The sequence below is a fragment of the Brevundimonas sp. MEB006b genome, from assembly GCF_030209705.1.
GTDB lineage: Bacteria > Pseudomonadota > Alphaproteobacteria > Caulobacterales > Caulobacteraceae > Brevundimonas.
This window is the reverse complement of sequence record NZ_JARVRL010000001.1, coordinates 296419-311115: the sequence shown is the minus strand read 5'-3', so window position 1 is coordinate 311115 and position 14697 is coordinate 296419. Positions and strand designations below refer to the sequence as shown.

Below are 14697 nucleotides of genomic sequence, written 5' to 3'. Positions count from 1 at the left end.
GCGCCCGCCGGTCCGACCGGCGGGCGTTTTTCATGCTAGGATGGCGCCATGAGCGACGAAGACACCCCGAACCCGGCTGACGACATCCCCGGCGAGACCCCGGTCCAGAAGGCCCTGCGCCTGAAAAACGCCAGGCTGGATGCGCGCGCCAAGCCGCCGCGCGGCGGTCGCTTCCAGCGCGAACAGGCCGCCCGCATCGCCGCCGGCAAGTCCAAGCCCTGGATGACGCGCTAGACCGGCCAGGTTTCCTCGCTGGCGCCCAAGACCTCGCCGGCCAGATACAGCGATCCGCAGATGGCGACACGGCCCGCGCCCAGGCGTAGCGCCAGGTCCAGCGCCTCAGAAACCGATCCCGCAGGCGTCGCCGCCAGACCATGCCCGCGCGCCACGGCCGCCAGGGCCGACGGCTCGGCTGCAGCCCCGTCGAAGCCGACGGTGAAGACGGTGGCCTGGCTGTCCTTCAGCGCAGCGAAGAAACCGCCCGCGTCCTTGTTATTCAACATGCCGAAGATCAGAGCCAGTGGACGCGGCGCCCGCGCCTGACGCTCGGCCAGAAACGCCGCCAGCGCCCGCGCCGCATGGGGATTATGCCCCCCGTCCAGCCACAGCTCCGCCTCCGCCGCCTTGGCAGCAGCGCCGTATGGCCCCGCCGAAATCCGTTGCAGACGCGCGGGCCAGCGCACGCGCTTCAGCCCCTCGGCGATCGCGGCCTCGGGCAGGTCCAGCTCGACCGCCGCCGCCACGGCCAGGGCCGCATTGTCGATCTGATGCGCGCCTGCCAGAGCCGGCGCCGGCAGGTCCATGAACAGTTCGGCCGTCTGGAACGCCAGACCGCCCCGCTCGGCCCAGGCGTCGAAGTCGACTCCCAGCACGGTCAGCCGCGCATGGACGTCGGCGGCGCGCCGTTCGATGGCGGCCATCGCCTCTTCCTTCTGGCGCGCGATCACGGCCGGCGCTCCAGCCTTCAGCACACCCGCCTTTTCCGAGGCGATGGCGGCCAGATCCGTGCCAAGGAACTCCGCATGGTCGTAGTCGATCGGGGCGATGACGCTGAGCAGCGGCCGCTCGATCACATTGGTCGCGTCCAGCACCCCGCCGAGACCCACTTCGATGATGGCCAGGTCGGCGGGCGTCTCGGACATGGCCAGGAAGGCGGCGGCGGTGGTGCTTTCGAACACCGTGGCCTCGCTGTCCGTCTTGGCCATGATCGCCTCGATCCGGTCTAGGATCGCGTTCAGATAGTCGTCCTCGATCAGCGTTCCGGCCAGCCGGATCCGTTCATTGAACCGCACCAGATGGGGCGAGGTGTAGGCGTGTACCTTCAACCCCGCCGCCTCGGCGATGGCGCGGATAAGGGCCACGGTCGACCCCTTGCCGTTGGTGCCCGCCACATGGATCACCGGCGGAAGCTTGTGCTGCGGATCGCCAAGGGCCGCGCACAGCACGCGCATTCTTTCCAACGAAAGGTCGATCCGCTGGGGGTGGCGCGCGCGTAGTCGTTCGGAGACGGGATCCATCCGCCTCCTTTACCCCCTGATTTCGAGAACCGCGACATGACTTCCAGGCCGCAGATCAGAACGGCGGCTCGCCTCGTCCTCGTGGCCGCCTTCCTGGGCGCAGGGGTGCTGCACCTTATGGTCCCGAGCCCTTTCGTGCGGATCACGCCGGCGTGGGTTCCGCAGCCGGCCCTGGTCGTGGCCCTGACGGGGATCGCCGAACTGCTGGGCGCGGCGGGTTTGATGATCCCGCGCCTGCGGATTGCGGCGGGCTGGGCGCTGGCCGCCTACGCCATCTGCGTCTATCCGGCCAACATCCAGCATGCCGTGAATTTTATGACGTCGGGCGCAGTGTTAGGCTGGGCCTATCACGGCCCGCGCCTGCTGTTTCAGCCGGTCATCGTCTGGTGGTGCCTGTGGGCCTCGACCGCGATCGACTGGCCCTTCAGACGGTCTCAGGCGGCGGCGCGGGCGCCGTCCATCAGCATGGACAGGATTTGACCCAGGGTGCGCGGCAGATCGGCGCGGGTCACGACCCGGTCCACCATGCCCTTCTCCTGCAGGTATTCGGCGCGCTGGAAGCCGGGCGGAAGTTTCTCGCGGATGGTCGCCTCGATCACGCGCGGTCCGGCGAAGCCGATCAGGGCCCCCGGCTCGGCCAGATGCACATCGCCCAGCATGGCGTAGGAGGCCGTCACCCCGCCCGTCGTCGGGTCCGTTAGGACCACGGCGTAAGGCAGTCTGGCGTCCTTCAGCTCTTCGATTGCCAGGGTGGTGCGCGCCATCTGCATCAGCGACAGGGCGCCCTCCTGCATCCGCGCGCCGCCGGCGGCGGTGAAACAGACCAGCGGAACCTTGCGGCTCACCGCCTCGCGCGCCGCCTTGATGAAGGCTTCGCCCGCCGCCATGCCCAGCGACCCGCCCATGAAGGTGAAATCCTGAACGATCACGACCGCGTCCTGACCGCCGACCGAACCATAGCCGATGGCCATGGTGTCCTTGCGGCCCGCGGCCTTGCGCGCGGCGTTCAGGCGATCCTTGTAGGATTTGCCGTCCGAGAATTTCAGCGGATCTTCCGGCACGTCCGGCGTGTCGATGGCCTGGAAGACGCCGCCGTCAAAGGTGGCCTTCAGGCGCGTCGGCGCATCGATGCGCATATGCCGGCCCGACGGCGTCACCCAGAGGGCGGCCTCCAGGTCCGAGCGATACAGCATCTCGCCGCTGTCGGGATCCTTGACCCAGAGATTGTCCGGGGTGTCGCGGCGCGACACGATCTTGCGGACGCCGGGCGCAAAGCGGCTCAGCCAGCCGCCGCGCTTTTCCTGAGGCTTGGTCTTGTCGTTCATCCGCGCGCTCTTAGACGGTTTCCGCCACGGAAGCACTAGCGGCGACGGATCGAACCGCATCGCCCAGCGCCTTCACCCGGGCCAGAACGCGCGCCGCGACGGGTTCGTTCGTCTCCAGCGCCGCCGCCACCTCGTCCACCAGGGCCGAGCCGACGACCACCGCATCGGCGACGCGGGCGATCTCGGCGGCCCGTTCAGGCGTCTTGACCCCGAAGCCGACCGCGACCGGCAGGCCCGAGGCCTTGCGCACCCGCTCCACGGCCGGCGCCACGACATCCGCGTTCGCTTCCTTGACGCCCGTCACGCCCGCGACGGCGACATAATAGACAAAGCCCGAGGTGCCCTGGACAACGATCTTCAGCCGGTCGTCATCCGAGGTCGGCGTCGCCAGGCGGATCAGCGAGATCGACACCTTGTCCAGCGCCTCGATCAGTGGCCCGGCCTCTTCCGGCGGACAATCCACCACGATCAGCCCGTCGATGCCGCAGTCGGCGGCATAGGCGGCGAAGGCGTCATAGCCCAAGCTCTCGATCGGGTTCAGATAGCCCATCAGCACGATGGGCGTGGCGTCGTCGCCCTTACGGAATTCCTTGGCCAGATCCATGGTCGAGCGCAGGCCGAACCCCGCCGCCATGCCCCGGATCGCCGCCCGCTGGATCGGCGGCCCCTCGGCCATCGGATCGCTGAACGGAAAGCCCAGTTCGATGATGTCCGCGCCCGCAGCCGGCAGGCCGTTCAGGATCGCCAGCGCGTCTTCGCGCGACGGATCGCCGCCCATGACGTAAGGAATGAAGGCCGCACGGCCCTCGGCCTTCAGCGCCTTGAAGCGCGCGTCGATACGGGCGGTGGTCATTGTTGCGGAGATCCGGCGGCGGCAGGCGGTGTCGCGGCCGCGGCAGCCGCGCACACGTCGCCCGGAATGGTGGCGAAGCCCAGATAGCCAGGCAGTTCGGCGACGGCGGTCTTGGTGGTGTCGTAGAAGGCGACCATCTGCATGCCGTCGCAGCCGCCGGCCTCGCGGCGCTTGATGAAGACGACGCGGTTGTCGTCGCCGCCGGCGGCCAGCCAGTTCTTGGTTTCCAGATCGGCGATATAGGCGTCGGCCAGAGCGCCGATCTGGCCCAGCTGCGCGGTCACGCACCAGGCCCGCCCCGTCAGATTGTTCAGCCCTCCGCAATCGGGCGACAGCTCCGCGCCCGGCAGCAGGCCAACGTCGGCCGGACCGCCTTGCGGCGCAGAGGGGGCCGGTGTCGGGCTAGGCGTCTGGGCCTGCACAACGGCGGCGGACAGGCTCAGGACGGCGGTCGCCGCAACAAGAGTATGGATCACAGGTTCACTCCCAGATGTTTGGCGACCTGGAAGATGTCCTTGTCGCCGCGCCCCGACATCAGCAGGACGACGTCGCCGCCCTTGCCGACTTCGCGCGCCACTTCGCCCGTCCGCGCCAGGGCGTGGGCCGGCTCCAGCGCCGGAATGATGCCTTCCAACTTGGAGCACAGCTGGAACGCTTCCAGCGCCTCATTGTCTGTCGCCGAGCGGTATTCGGCCCGGCCGATGTCGTGCAACCAGGCGTGTTCTGGCCCGATGCCCGGATAATCCAGCCCGGCCGAGATCGAGTGCCCCTCGACGATGTTGCCGTCCTCGTCCTGAAGCAAATAGGTCCGATTGCCGTGCAGCACGCCCGACCGCCCGCCCTTCAGCGAGGCCGCGTGATCCGGCGTATCCAGACCATGGCCGGCCGCTTCGACGCCGATCAGGCGCACGCTCTCGTCCTCGATGAAGGGGTGGAAGGCGCCGATGGCGTTCGAGCCACCGCCGATGCAAGCGACCACCGCTTCGGGCAGCTTGCCCATCCGGGCCATCGACTGGCTCTTGATCTCCTTGCCGATCACCGACTGGAAATCGCGCACCATGGCCGGATAGGGGTGCGGACCCGCCGCCGTGCCGATGATGTAATAGGTGTCCGAGACGTTGGTGACCCAGTCGCGCATCGCCTCGTTCATCGCGTCCTTCAAGGTCGCGGCGCCGGCCGTGACCGAGAAGACCTCCGAACCCAGCAGACGCATGCGGAACACGTTCGGCTGCTGCCGCTCTACGTCCACCGCGCCCATATAGACGGTGCAGGGCAACCCAAAGCGCGCCGACACGGTCGCCGACGCCACGCCGTGCTGACCCGCGCCGGTCTCGGCGATGATGCGGGTCTTGCCCATGCGACGGGCCAGCAGGATCTGGCCCATGCAGTTGTTGATCTTGTGCGCGCCCGTGTGGTTCAGGTCCTCGCGCTTCAGCCAGATGTTGGCGCCGCCGAAATGTTCGGTCAGGCGCTCGGCGAAATACAGCGGGCTTTCGCGACCGACATAGTGGGTCAGAAAGCTGTCCAGCTCGGCCTGGAAGCTGGGGTCCGCCTTGGCCGCCATATAGGCCGCGTCCAGCTCGTGGATCAGCGGCATCAAGGTCTCGGCCACAAACTGACCGCCATACGGACCGAAGCGACCCTGCGCATCCGGCCAGGCGTAGGCGTTCGACAGCGGCTGGGCGGAATCGGCGGCTTGGATGGGGGCCACGATGGGAGTTTGGGCGTTCACGGTTTCGACTTTCACGCGGAGAGGCGTCGCAATTACGACCGGCGCGCGTTTTGGATGAAGGTCGCGATCCGGTCGGCGTCCTTAACACCCGGCGCGCTTTCGACGCCAGAGGACACATCGACCATGGGCGCAGCCGTAATCCTCAGCGCCTCGGCCACATTGTCCGGGTTGAGACCGCCCGCCAGGAACCACGGATGGCGAAACGCCCGGTCCGCCAGCAGGGTCCAGTCGAAAGCCAACCCATGCCCTCCACTGTAGAAGGCTCCCTTGGGCGCTTTGGCGTCCAGCAGCAGGTGGTCTGCCGACGCTTCCATCGCTTCCAGTCCGACCAAGTCCTCTGCGCCGGCCACCCCCACCGCCTTGATCACTGGAATTTCCCAGTCGGCCCGTGCGTTGCGAACCTGAAGCGGCGTTTCGCGACCATGCAGCTGGATCATGTCGGGCCGAAGATCATGAACCAGATCGTCCATCTCAGGACCGACCATGTCGGCAAACAACAATACGGTTTTCGCTCGGCCGCGCGCCCGATCCACCAGCCGCTTCGCCAAGGCCGGCCCCGCGTACCGCGGACTGGCCTTGACCATCACGAAGCCGACGAAATCCGCCCCAGCATCCAGCGCGGCATCCAGCGTGTCCGGCGTGGTCAGGCCGCAGATCTTGATCTTAGTGGTCATCCCTCGACCTGCGCGTTCGATCCCGCAGGCGTCAAGAGCTTCAACCCAGGCTCTCGGGCGTCGTGAAAATCGAGGCGACCTCATCCGCCGTCGCGAGGCGCCACTGACCGGGCGCCAGATCGGCGGGTAGGACCAGTCCGCCCAGCCGTTCGCGATGCAGGGTCTCGACGTGGTTGCCGGCGGCGGCGAACATCCGGCGCACCTGGTGATAGCGGCCCTCCGTCACCGTCAGCAGGGCCTCGGTCGGCGACACCACCTCCAGCACCGCCGACGCCAACGGCTTGTCCTCGCCCTCCAGCACCAGCTCGCCCGAGGCGAACAGCGCGCCTTCCGTGCCCGTCAGCGGTCGCGCCAGACCCGCCCGGTAAACCTTGGCCACATGGCGTTTGGGCGAAATCACCCGGTGCAGCAGATCGCCGTCGTCGGTCAGCAGCAGCAGGCCCGTCGTCTGCTTGTCCAGACGTCCGATGGTCGAGATGGCGGGATCGCGCGCCCGCCACCGTCCCGGCAGGATGTCATAGACCAGCGCCCCCTCTTCCTTGTGCGAGCAGGTCATGCCCAGCGGCTTGTTCAGCAGGATCACCAGCCCTTGCACGGGGTCCAGCGGCTCGCCGTCGATCTCCATTCGCGTGGGCAGGTCCGGCGTCACCGCAATGCGTTTGGACACGTCCGTCAGGTCCGCCCCGTCCAGCACGATGCCGCCCGCCTTGGCCATCCGCGCCATTTCGGCGCGTGATCCATAGCCCATCGAGCCCAGCAGACGATCGACCCTCGACGTCGGGGTTTTCTTCATGCGCTACCGCCCTTCGGACTGCTTGAGCGCGGTCACTTCACCGCCTCAAACAGCTTGTAGCCGCCCGCCTCGGCGACAAGCCGCACCCGCTTGAACGCCGTGTTCAACTCGGCCTCATAGGGAAGGTGCCGGTTGGCGACGACCCAGGCGACGCCGCCCTTTTTGAGCAGCTCGGCCGCCTTGCGGATAAAGGCCTGACCCAACCGCCGGTCCTCGGCCCCACCGTCGTGGAAGGGCGGATTGCTGACGACGAAATCCTTGTCGCCCTTGGCTTCCAGGGTGCGGGCGTCCGACCACCAGACCTTGGCGCGGTCGTCCTCGATATTGCGTCGAGCGGCCTGGATGGCGCGGCGATCCAGATCGACCATCTTCAGTTTGCTCACGGCGGGAGAGCGCAGCACCACGATCGACAGCGCGCCGTAGCCGCAGCCCAGATCGACCCCCTCGCCCTTCATCGCCGGCAGATGTTCGGCCAGCAGCGCCGAGCCCGGATCGATCCGGTCCCAGGCGAACACGCCGGGCTGCGACCAGGCCTCCAGCCCCGGCACGATCTGCGGCTCGCCCGCGGCGATGGCTTCGTCCAGCCCCTCGACCGTTTCGGGCCGAATGACGATGCAGCGGCGATGGTGCGCCTTGGCCGTCTCGGCGACCTCGACCCCAAACGCCTTCAACTCCTTGGCCAGGCGCGATCCGCCCTTGTCCTTGGGCGCCATGACGTCCAGCCGTCCGCCGACCTTCAGCGCCTTCAGCGCCAGGGCCAGCACATAGCGCCGCTCCAGCACGCCGGGCGGGGCGTAGATCATGACGCTGTCGGCCGAGCTCGGTTCCTGCGCCTCCAGCGCAGCCGAGTCCGGAATCAGGGGCGAGGTCTGGATTGCGTCGCCGGGCGGATCGAAGACGACCGGCGGGCGGCCGTACAGAAGCGTGGTCATGGTCTCAGAACCCCGCCTGCAACAGCACCAGACCCACGACCCCGACCACGATCCGCCACCAGGCGAAGACGCCGAAGCCGCGCTTGGATACGAAATCCAGCAGGAACCGCACCACGGCCAGGGCCGAGATGAAGGCCACGACGAAGCCCACGACGATCAGGCCGATGTCGCTGAAATCCAGCGTCTTGTGGTTCTTCAGCAGGTCATAGGCCACCGCCGCCCCCATGGTGGGCAGGGCCAGGAAGAAGCTGAACTCAGCCGCCGACCGCTTGTCGGTCTTCAGCAGCAGTCCGCCGGCGATGGTGGCGCCGGAGCGCGACACGCCGGGGATCATGGCCAGGCACTGGAACAGGCCGATCAGGAAATAGATGCGCATCGGATAAGCCTCGGCGTCCAGCCACTTGGGCTTCTTGTCCATCCGGTCCAGCAGCAGCAGGATCACCCCGCCGACGATCAGGGCGATGCACACCACCTGCGGCGTCTCGAACAGCACGGTCTTGATAAAGTCATAGGCCAGGAAACCGATCACGACGGCGGGCGCGAAGGCGACCAGCAGCCCGATCAGGAACCGGCGCGCCTCGGCGTCGAAGGGCCAGCGCGTCGCCAGGGTCCACAGCTTCTTGAAGTAAACGCTGACGATGGCCAGCAATGCGCCCAGCTGGATCACGATCTCGAAGGTCTTGCCCGCGCTCTCGAAGCCCATGAAATGGCCCAGCAGCAGCATATGGCCGGTGGACGAGACCGGAATGAACTCGGTCAGCCCCTCGACCAGACCCAGAATAATGGCGGCAAGCCAGTCCGACATGAGACCCTCGAAAACCAATGCGCCCGGAACGCGCCGCGCCCGGATGCCTTCCCCCTAGAGCATGATCGTTTCTGACGGAACGACCCGTTTGGGCCAGCGGTTGGCTTTCAGCCACGATTGCGCGAGAAGAAGCCGATAATGACGACGCCCGCCCCCGCCCCCGCCTCGCTTGACGACGCCCATCTGGCCACGCGCCGCATCACCCGCCTGTCTGTCGGGGTCGCGGTGGTGCTGATCGCGATGAAGGCGTTCGCGCTCGGCGCCTCAGGCTCGGTCTCCATCCTGGCGACCCTGGCGGATTCGGTGCTGGATCTGGCGGCGTCCCTGACCACCTTCTTCGCCGTGCGCTGGGCCGCCGCCCCGGCCGACGAAAACCACCGCTATGGCCACGGCAAGGGCGAGGCCCTGTCCGCCCTGGTCCAGGCCGGGCTGGTCTTCGCCTCGGCCCTGTTCATCGCCTGGGAGGGGGTGCAGCGCATCTTCGACCCCCGTCCCGTAACCGCCGGCGCGTGGGCAAGCGGGATCGTGGTCGCCACCATCGTCATCACGGCCTGGCTGGTGTGGATGCAGACGCAGACGCTGAAGAAGACCGGCTCCGTCGCCGTCGCCGGCGACCGCGCCCACTATGCGGCGGACCTCGCCGCCAACGTCGTGGTGCTGATCGGCGTGATTTCAGGCGCCTTCCTGGGCGCTCCGGGGCTGGATGCGGCGGCGGGCATCGTCGTCGCCGTCTGGCTGTTCTGGGGCGCGACCGGCATGTTGAAGGCCGCCGCCGATCACCTGCTGGACCGCGCCGTGCCCGAGGCCGACCGCGCCGCCATCACCAAGGCCGTCCTCGCCGACTCCCAGGTCTTCGGCGTGCACCAGCTGCGCACCCGCATGTCCGGTCAGGTGATGATGGTCCAGATGCATGTCGACCTGGACGCGCACCAGACGCTGGACGCCGCCCACGCCATCGTCGTCGCCGCCGAGAACCGGGTGCTGGCCCAATATCCCACCGCCGACATCCTCATCCACGCCGACCCGCGCGGCCACGCCCGTCCGCAGCCTGCGATCCCGGCCGCGGCTCCCGCCGAGCCGCAAACCGCGCCCGCGCCGACCGGCCCAGCGCCCAAGGGGCCATGGTCCTGACCTTGCGTCCAATTTCAATGCAGTAAACGCGCATTAACGGGTCCGGGCGCATCAACCGCAGATGGCCGACCCTTGCGTTCTCTTCCACTTCGCCTTCCAGCCCGCCTCGCGCGCCGCGCGACTGGCGCTGGGAGAGGCGCGGATCGAATGGACCGACACCCCGGTCCGTCCGTGGGAGGACGATTGCCCGGTCAATGACTTCAATCCGTCCGGCCTGCCGCCGGTGATCCAGACGATGGATCGCGGCCGTCCGCTGGTGCTGTGCGAACTGCCCGCCATCCTGGGGTGGATCGAGGATCAGCAGAAGGGGCCGGTGCTGCTGCCCGCCGATCTGGCCGAACGGGCCGAGGCGCGCCGTCTGACCGGCTGGTTCGAGCGCCGCTTCATGGACGAAGTCGACGCCGTTCTGCTGCACGAGCGGATGGAAAAACCACTGCTGAAGCTGGGGCCGCCCGAGGCCCGCGCCCTGCGCGACGGGCGCGACGCCCTGAAATCCCACCTCGCTATGCTGGAGGACCTGGTCGCCGCGCGCGACTGGCTGGCCGGCCGCCGCCTGTCCCAGGCCGATCTGATCGCCGCCGCCCACCTGTCGGTGCTGGACTATTTCGGCGAAATCCAGTGGAAGACCTGGCCCGGTCTGAAGACCTGGTACTCCAAGCTCAAATCCCGCCCCTGCTTCCGCCCCCTGCTCGGCGATCGCTTCGTCGGCGTGCCGCCCTCGGCCTGGTACGCGGATCTGGATTTTTGAGGCGATAGCGCAAATCTTTTCCCTCCCCGTCCGGGGAGGGTGGCCGAGCGCAGCGAGGTCGGGTGGGGGCGGCAAGGCGACGTCCCACGATATGTCTTCATTCCAAGTACGTGCGGCCCAGCCGGGCCGCCCCCACCCCGTCGCTGCGCGACGACCCTCTCCGGACGGGGAGGGAGAAGCGTTTGCCCTTTGCGTCGGGCGGTGACGAAAATACGTGCTATCCCCCGCCCCGTGTCCGACCGCCTGAAAACCTTCATCCGCCAGCGCGCGGCCGAGCTGGGCTTCGATGTCTGCCGGTTCGCCTCGGCGGTCGACGCCTGGCCGGCGGGCGAGCGGCTGCGTCATTTCGTGGACGAGGGTCGGCATGGCGACATGGAATGGATGGAAACGACGCTGGATCGCCGCCAGCATCCGACCGTCATGTGGGACGAGGCCAGGACCGCCATCGTCCTGGGCATGAACTACGGCCCTGAGCAGAACCCGCTGGATCAGCTGGCCGACCGGTCATCCGGCTACATCTCGGTCTATGCGCGCGGCGACGACTATCATGAGGTCATCAAGGGCCGGCTGAAACAGCTGGCGGGTCAGATCGCGGCCCGCAACGGCGCCGACATCAAGGTCTTCGTCGACACCGCCCCCCTGATGGAAAAGCCGTTGGCCCAGCGCGCCGGCCTGGGCTGGCAGGGCAAACACACCAATCTGCTCAGCCGCACCCACGGCAACTGGCTGTTTCTGGGCACCATCCTGACCGCCGCCGAGATCGAGCCCGACGCGGCCGAGACCGAACACTGCGGCCGCTGCACCGCCTGTCTCGACGCCTGCCCGACGAACGCCTTCCCCGCCCCGTTCCAGCTCGACGCCCGGCGCTGCCTGTCCTACCTGACCATCGAGTTCGCGGGCCCTTGGCCGGTCGAGTTCCGCACCCTGACCGGATCGCGCATCTATGGCTGCGACGACTGTCTGGCGGTCTGCCCGTGGAACAAGTTCGCGCAGGAAGCCCGCGAAATTCGCCTGCTGCCGCGGGAAGCCTTGGAAAGCCCGCGCCTGCACGACCTGCTGGCGCTCGACGACGCCGCCTTCCGAGCCCTGTTCACCAAGAGCCCGGTCAAGCGGATCGGCCGTGATCGCTTCCTCAGGAACGTCCTCTACGCCGTGGGTAACTCGGGTGACGAAAGCCTGATCGCCCCGACGAAAGCCCTGCTGACCGACCCCTCGCCCCTGGTGCGCGGCGCCGCCGTCTGGGCGCTGTCGCAACTGACGCCGTCCGGCGAGTTCGCGGCCTTGGCCGGCGCAACGGCCGAGACCGACCCTCAGGTTATGGCCGAATGGCGACGGTCCGAAACCGCTCAACCCGCATAACCGCCATAACGAACCGCAGCGATTTCAAAGCCCTGAAGACGACCAGCGACCGCTACCCTGCCGCCCTCGCGCGCTGAGCTATACTGCCCGCCTGGTCTTTGACATTCGCCGGAGAACTGCAAACCGCTCGCAAAAATCTGCACGAAAGTGCACTCAAAAAATTCGCAGTGCACTTTTCGTCTCCTCCCCATGGAATGGGGAGGGGGACCCCGAAGGGGTGGAGGGGCTCTCGACGCCCCACAGGCGCCTGCGATGCGGTGGAGACCCCCTCCGTCACGGCGCTAAAGAAGCGCCGCGCCACCTCCCCGCGTCGCAGGGAGGAGACGGCAGCCGTCACCCCATCGCCGTGCCGACGCCCGATCCGCCGCCCGGCACCTTGGCCACGTCCAGCAGTTTCAGCCGGAAGATCAGCACCGAATTCGCCGGGATCTTGGGGCTGCTGCGCTCGCCATAGCCCAGCTCCGGCGGGACATAGAGCAGCCATTCGTCGCCGACGCGCATCTTTTGCAGCGCCTCGGTCCAGCCCTTGACGACCTCCTCGGGCGTGAACACCGCCGGCGCGCCGCGTGCGAAGGAGCTGTCGAACACGCTGTTGTCGACCAGCTTGCCCTCGTAATCGACCTTGACCAGGTCGTTGCGGTCCGGGCTGACACCGCCGGCCGGTCCTGCCTGCACCACCTTGTATTGCAGGCCGCTGGGCAGGGTCTGGACGCCCTCTTCCTTGGCGTTCTTGGCCATGAAGGCGGCCGCCTCGGCCTTGCCCGCGTTCGGATCGACCGGCTCGGCCTGGCCGCAGCCCGACAGCAAGAAGGCCGCGACGATTGCCGCCTTACCCCATCCGAAGTTCATAGCCGCGTTCCTTCAAGGCCTCGCCGATCTCGTCGGCGTGGGCGCTATCGCGCGTTTCGACCATGATGTCGAACTCGGCGCCCTTGGCCGGCACGTCCAGCGCCAGGCGGTTGTGGACCACGTCGATGATGTTGCCGCCCAGACCGCCGATCACCGCCGCCATGGCCGACAACATGCCCGGCCGGTCGTCGCCCAGAATGCGATAGACGATCAATCTCCGCTCACGGACCATCTCGCGGTTTAAGACGACCGCCAGCATCCGCGCATCGATGTTTCCGCCGCACAGCTCCAGCCCGACCTTCATCCCCTTGAACCGGTCGGGATAGGCCAGAAGGGCCGCCAGACCGCCGGCGCCCGCGCCTTCGGACACCGTCTTCTCATAGGTGACATAGGTGGCGACGGCCCGTTCGAAGTCGGCTTCCTCGCAGACGAAGACCTCGTCCACCAGCGGGTCGGCCAAGGCGAAGGGAATGTCGCCAACGGCCTTGATGGCGATGCCCTCGGCGATGGTCTGGCCGGTGCAGACCGGCGGCTGGCCCGCCCGTTTGGCGGTGAAGGAGGGATAGCGGGCGGCCTCGACGCCGAAGACCTTGATGTCCGGCTTCATCACCTTGGCCGCGATGGCGCAGCCCGCAATCAGCCCGCCGCCGCCGATGGGGATGATCAGGGCCTCAACCTCGGGCGCATCCTCCAGAAGCTCGATCGCGCAGACCCCCTGGCCCGCCACGATGCCTTCGTCGTCAAAGGCCGAGACGAAGACATAGCCCTTTTCCGCTTCCAGCCGCTTGGCCGCCTCGGTCGAACCGGTGAAGTCCAGCCCCTCGATCACCACGGTAGCCCCGTGCGAGCGGGTGCCGTTGATCTTGGCGAAGGGCGTGCCCTCGGGCATGACGATGGTCACCGGCACGCCCAGCCGTCCGCCGTGATAGGCCAGGGCCTGGGCGTGGTTGCCGGCGCTGGCGGCCACCACGCCGCGCTTCATCTCCTCGGGACTCAGCATCAGCAGCCGGTTCAGGGCGCCGCGCTCCTTGAAGCTGCCGGTGAATTGCAGATTGTCGAACTTCACCCAGACCTCGGCCCCCGTCAGCTGCGACAGCTTCCTGGAATAGCGGGTCGGGGTACGGTCGACCGCGCCGGCGATCCGGGTGCGCGCGGCTTGGATATCGGCGAAGGTGACGGTCATGCGGGGCGTTTCCGAGCTGTCGCGCCTCGACGACTGGGCGCGTTGTCGGGCCTGTTTCGCGCGTTGTCGGGTCCGGGTCCAGAGGGGGAATCTTGAGCGTGGAAGTCGCCCGGCCTGTCGTGCGATAGTGGGGGAAGTCGTCCCCCACGACCCCGAAATCCCGGAGGAAGCCCCATGTCGATCCGTTCGTTCGCCGCCCCTGGCCTGGCTCTCGCCCTGACCGCCGCAGCCCTCTCCGCCTGTGCGCCCACTGCCGGCGGCGGCCTGCCGAACGGGGGCCCCGCCGCCTTCAACGAGGCCGATTTCGGCTGGTCCCAAATGCCCGGCCGCAACAGCATCCAGGGCCAGATCGCCTTCGCCCGGGACGGCAAGGCCTTCGATTGCGTCGCCAGTGTCGGCCTGACGCCGGACACCCCCTACACCCGCGCCCGCATTCGCACCCTGTACGGTTCGACCCAGCGCGCAGCCGTGCCTGCCGCCGTCGTCCGCGCCCGCACCGTCGCCGACGCCAACGCCGACTATCGCAACTATGTCCGCTCCGAGCGGTGCGAGAACGGCCGTTTCCGCTTCGACGGCCTGCCTGACGGCGGCTGGTTCCTGATCGTGCCGGTCACCTCGGGCGACGCGCCCTTGGTGCTGATGCAGTCGGTGCAGACGCGCGGCGGCCGGGTCGTCTCCGTCACCCTGTGACCCGCATACCCCTTCTCACGAAGATGCGACCCCGGTAACGCGGATCGCCATCTTCTGACCACGAGCGCCCCGGACTGATCGCTGCTTCTGTGCGAGAGTTCGGGGA

At 67.9% G+C, this 14697-nt stretch carries 17 protein-coding genes; 6 read left to right on the top strand and 11 right to left on the bottom strand.

Annotation, left to right across the window (positions count from 1 at the left end):
* Positions 1 to 48 precede the first annotated feature (48 nt).
* On the top strand, positions 49 to 234 hold the full coding sequence (locus QRN13_RS01530) for a hypothetical protein (RefSeq protein ID WP_066552684.1): 186 nt from the start codon (positions 49 to 51) through the stop codon (positions 232 to 234).
* Here the strand turns inward: QRN13_RS01530 and QRN13_RS01525 are convergent.
* A complete protein-coding gene (locus tag QRN13_RS01525) occupies positions 231 to 1517 on the bottom strand; it encodes a bifunctional folylpolyglutamate synthase/dihydrofolate synthase (RefSeq protein ID WP_284876556.1) in 1287 nt (428 codons plus the stop codon). The two genes, QRN13_RS01530 and QRN13_RS01525, sit on opposite strands and share 4 nt — an antisense overlap.
* Before the next feature lie 36 nt (positions 1518 to 1553).
* Between QRN13_RS01525 and QRN13_RS01520 the strand changes: the two genes are divergently transcribed.
* Positions 1554 to 1997 carry a DoxX family protein gene (locus QRN13_RS01520; RefSeq protein ID WP_284876555.1) on the top strand — a complete coding sequence of 148 codons (444 nt, stop codon included), beginning with the start codon at positions 1554 to 1556 and terminating at the stop codon, positions 1995 to 1997.
* Here QRN13_RS01520 and accD read toward each other — a convergent pair.
* From accD to QRN13_RS01480, 8 genes are all read right to left on the bottom strand, one after another.
* Positions 1952 to 2842 (bottom strand): acetyl-CoA carboxylase, carboxyltransferase subunit beta, encoded by an 891-nt coding sequence (gene accD / locus QRN13_RS01515; protein ID WP_161640606.1) that lies wholly within the window; start codon positions 2840 to 2842, stop codon positions 1952 to 1954. The genes QRN13_RS01520 and accD overlap by 46 nt on opposite strands.
* Positions 2843 to 2852: 10 nt before the next feature.
* The gene (trpA, locus tag QRN13_RS01510; RefSeq protein ID WP_284876554.1) at positions 2853 to 3695 is read right to left on the bottom strand and encodes a tryptophan synthase subunit alpha; all 843 of its coding nucleotides are present in this window, start codon (positions 3693 to 3695) and stop codon (positions 2853 to 2855) included.
* Entirely contained in the window at positions 3692 to 4171 is a 480-nt protein-coding gene (locus QRN13_RS01505; RefSeq protein ID WP_284876553.1) for a hypothetical protein, read from the bottom strand. Before QRN13_RS01505 ends, trpA begins: the two co-directional genes overlap by 4 nt.
* On the bottom strand, positions 4168 to 5370 hold the full coding sequence (gene trpB / locus QRN13_RS01500) for a tryptophan synthase subunit beta (RefSeq protein WP_284876588.1): 1203 nt from the start codon (positions 5368 to 5370) through the stop codon (positions 4168 to 4170). The genes QRN13_RS01505 and trpB overlap by 4 nt, the downstream gene beginning before the upstream one ends.
* Positions 5371 to 5459: 89 nt before the next feature.
* A complete protein-coding gene (locus tag QRN13_RS01495) occupies positions 5460 to 6101 on the bottom strand; it encodes a phosphoribosylanthranilate isomerase (protein WP_165115244.1) in 642 nt (213 codons plus the stop codon).
* A 40-nt stretch (positions 6102 to 6141) separates the two neighbouring features.
* Positions 6142 to 6894 (bottom strand): pseudouridine synthase, encoded by a 753-nt coding sequence (locus tag QRN13_RS01490; RefSeq protein ID WP_165115242.1) that lies wholly within the window; start codon positions 6892 to 6894, stop codon positions 6142 to 6144.
* A 32-nt stretch (positions 6895 to 6926) separates the two neighbouring features.
* Positions 6927 to 7826, bottom strand: a complete 900-nt coding sequence (locus QRN13_RS01485) for a class I SAM-dependent methyltransferase (protein ID WP_284876552.1) — start codon at positions 7824 to 7826, stop codon at positions 6927 to 6929.
* Positions 7827 to 7830: 4 nt separating this feature from the next.
* Positions 7831 to 8631: an undecaprenyl-diphosphate phosphatase gene (locus tag QRN13_RS01480; protein ID WP_055754691.1), complete on the bottom strand. Its 801-nt coding sequence runs from the start codon at positions 8629 to 8631 to the stop codon at positions 7831 to 7833.
* Between the two features lie 138 nt (positions 8632 to 8769).
* On the opposite strand from QRN13_RS01480, the gene QRN13_RS01475 reads away from it, so the two are divergent.
* From QRN13_RS01475 to queG, 3 genes are all read left to right on the top strand, one after another.
* Positions 8770 to 9762: a cation diffusion facilitator family transporter gene (locus QRN13_RS01475; protein WP_284876551.1), complete on the top strand. Its 993-nt coding sequence runs from the start codon at positions 8770 to 8772 to the stop codon at positions 9760 to 9762.
* A 61-nt stretch (positions 9763 to 9823) separates the two neighbouring features.
* Positions 9824 to 10510, top strand: a complete 687-nt coding sequence (gene fzlA, locus QRN13_RS01470) for an FtsZ-binding protein FzlA (protein WP_284876550.1) — start codon at positions 9824 to 9826, stop codon at positions 10508 to 10510.
* 231 nt (positions 10511 to 10741) lie between these two features.
* Positions 10742 to 11869 carry a tRNA epoxyqueuosine(34) reductase QueG gene (gene queG, locus QRN13_RS01465; RefSeq protein ID WP_284876549.1) on the top strand — a complete coding sequence of 376 codons (1128 nt, stop codon included), beginning with the start codon at positions 10742 to 10744 and terminating at the stop codon, positions 11867 to 11869.
* 333 nt (positions 11870 to 12202) lie between these two features.
* Here the strand turns inward: queG and bamJ are convergent, their stop codons facing one another.
* Positions 12203 to 12718 carry a BamJ family beta-barrel-assembly machinery protein gene (bamJ, locus tag QRN13_RS01460; RefSeq protein ID WP_284876548.1) on the bottom strand — a complete coding sequence of 172 codons (516 nt, stop codon included), beginning with the start codon at positions 12716 to 12718 and terminating at the stop codon, positions 12203 to 12205.
* Complete coding sequence (locus QRN13_RS01455; protein ID WP_284876547.1) at positions 12699 to 13901, bottom strand: threonine ammonia-lyase; 1203 nt, start codon at positions 13899 to 13901, stop codon at positions 12699 to 12701. Before QRN13_RS01455 ends, bamJ begins: the two co-directional genes overlap by 20 nt.
* Positions 13902 to 14075: 174 nt before the next feature.
* On the opposite strand from QRN13_RS01455, the gene QRN13_RS01450 reads away from it, so the two are divergent.
* Positions 14076 to 14591, top strand: coding sequence for a hypothetical protein (locus tag QRN13_RS01450; protein ID WP_055807750.1), 516 nt, complete (start codon positions 14076 to 14078; stop codon positions 14589 to 14591).
* The last annotated feature ends 106 nt before the right edge of the window (positions 14592 to 14697 follow it).

Bases quoted from the DNA above. Each gene is read 5' to 3' on its own strand.
- QRN13_RS01495 (WP_165115244.1), bottom strand. From the start codon at position 6,101: ATGACCACTAAGATCAAGATCTGCGGCCTGACCACGCCGGACACGCTG.
- QRN13_RS01485 (WP_284876552.1), bottom strand. From the start codon at position 7,826: ATGACCACGCTTCTGTACGGCCGCCCGCCGGTCGTCTTCGATCCGCCC.
- QRN13_RS01475 (WP_284876551.1), top strand. From the start codon at position 8,770: ATGACGACGCCCGCCCCCGCCCCCGCCTCGCTTGACGACGCCCATCTG.
- trpA (WP_284876554.1), bottom strand. From the start codon at position 3,695: ATGACCACCGCCCGTATCGACGCGCGCTTCAAGGCGCTGAAGGCCGAG.
- QRN13_RS01455 (WP_284876547.1), bottom strand. From the start codon at position 13,901: ATGACCGTCACCTTCGCCGATATCCAAGCCGCGCGCACCCGGATCGCC.
- accD (WP_161640606.1), bottom strand. From the start codon at position 2,842: ATGAACGACAAGACCAAGCCTCAGGAAAAGCGCGGCGGCTGGCTGAGC.
- QRN13_RS01520 (WP_284876555.1), top strand. From the start codon at position 1,554: ATGACTTCCAGGCCGCAGATCAGAACGGCGGCTCGCCTCGTCCTCGTG.
- QRN13_RS01480 (WP_055754691.1), bottom strand. From the start codon at position 8,631: ATGTCGGACTGGCTTGCCGCCATTATTCTGGGTCTGGTCGAGGGGCTG.
- QRN13_RS01450 (WP_055807750.1), top strand. From the start codon at position 14,076: ATGTCGATCCGTTCGTTCGCCGCCCCTGGCCTGGCTCTCGCCCTGACC.
- bamJ (WP_284876548.1), bottom strand. From the start codon at position 12,718: ATGAACTTCGGATGGGGTAAGGCGGCAATCGTCGCGGCCTTCTTGCTG.
- fzlA (WP_284876550.1), top strand. From the start codon at position 9,824: ATGGCCGACCCTTGCGTTCTCTTCCACTTCGCCTTCCAGCCCGCCTCG.
- QRN13_RS01490 (WP_165115242.1), bottom strand. From the start codon at position 6,894: ATGAAGAAAACCCCGACGTCGAGGGTCGATCGTCTGCTGGGCTCGATG.
- QRN13_RS01530 (WP_066552684.1), top strand. From the start codon at position 49: ATGAGCGACGAAGACACCCCGAACCCGGCTGACGACATCCCCGGCGAG.
- QRN13_RS01525 (WP_284876556.1), bottom strand. From the start codon at position 1,517: ATGGATCCCGTCTCCGAACGACTACGCGCGCGCCACCCCCAGCGGATC.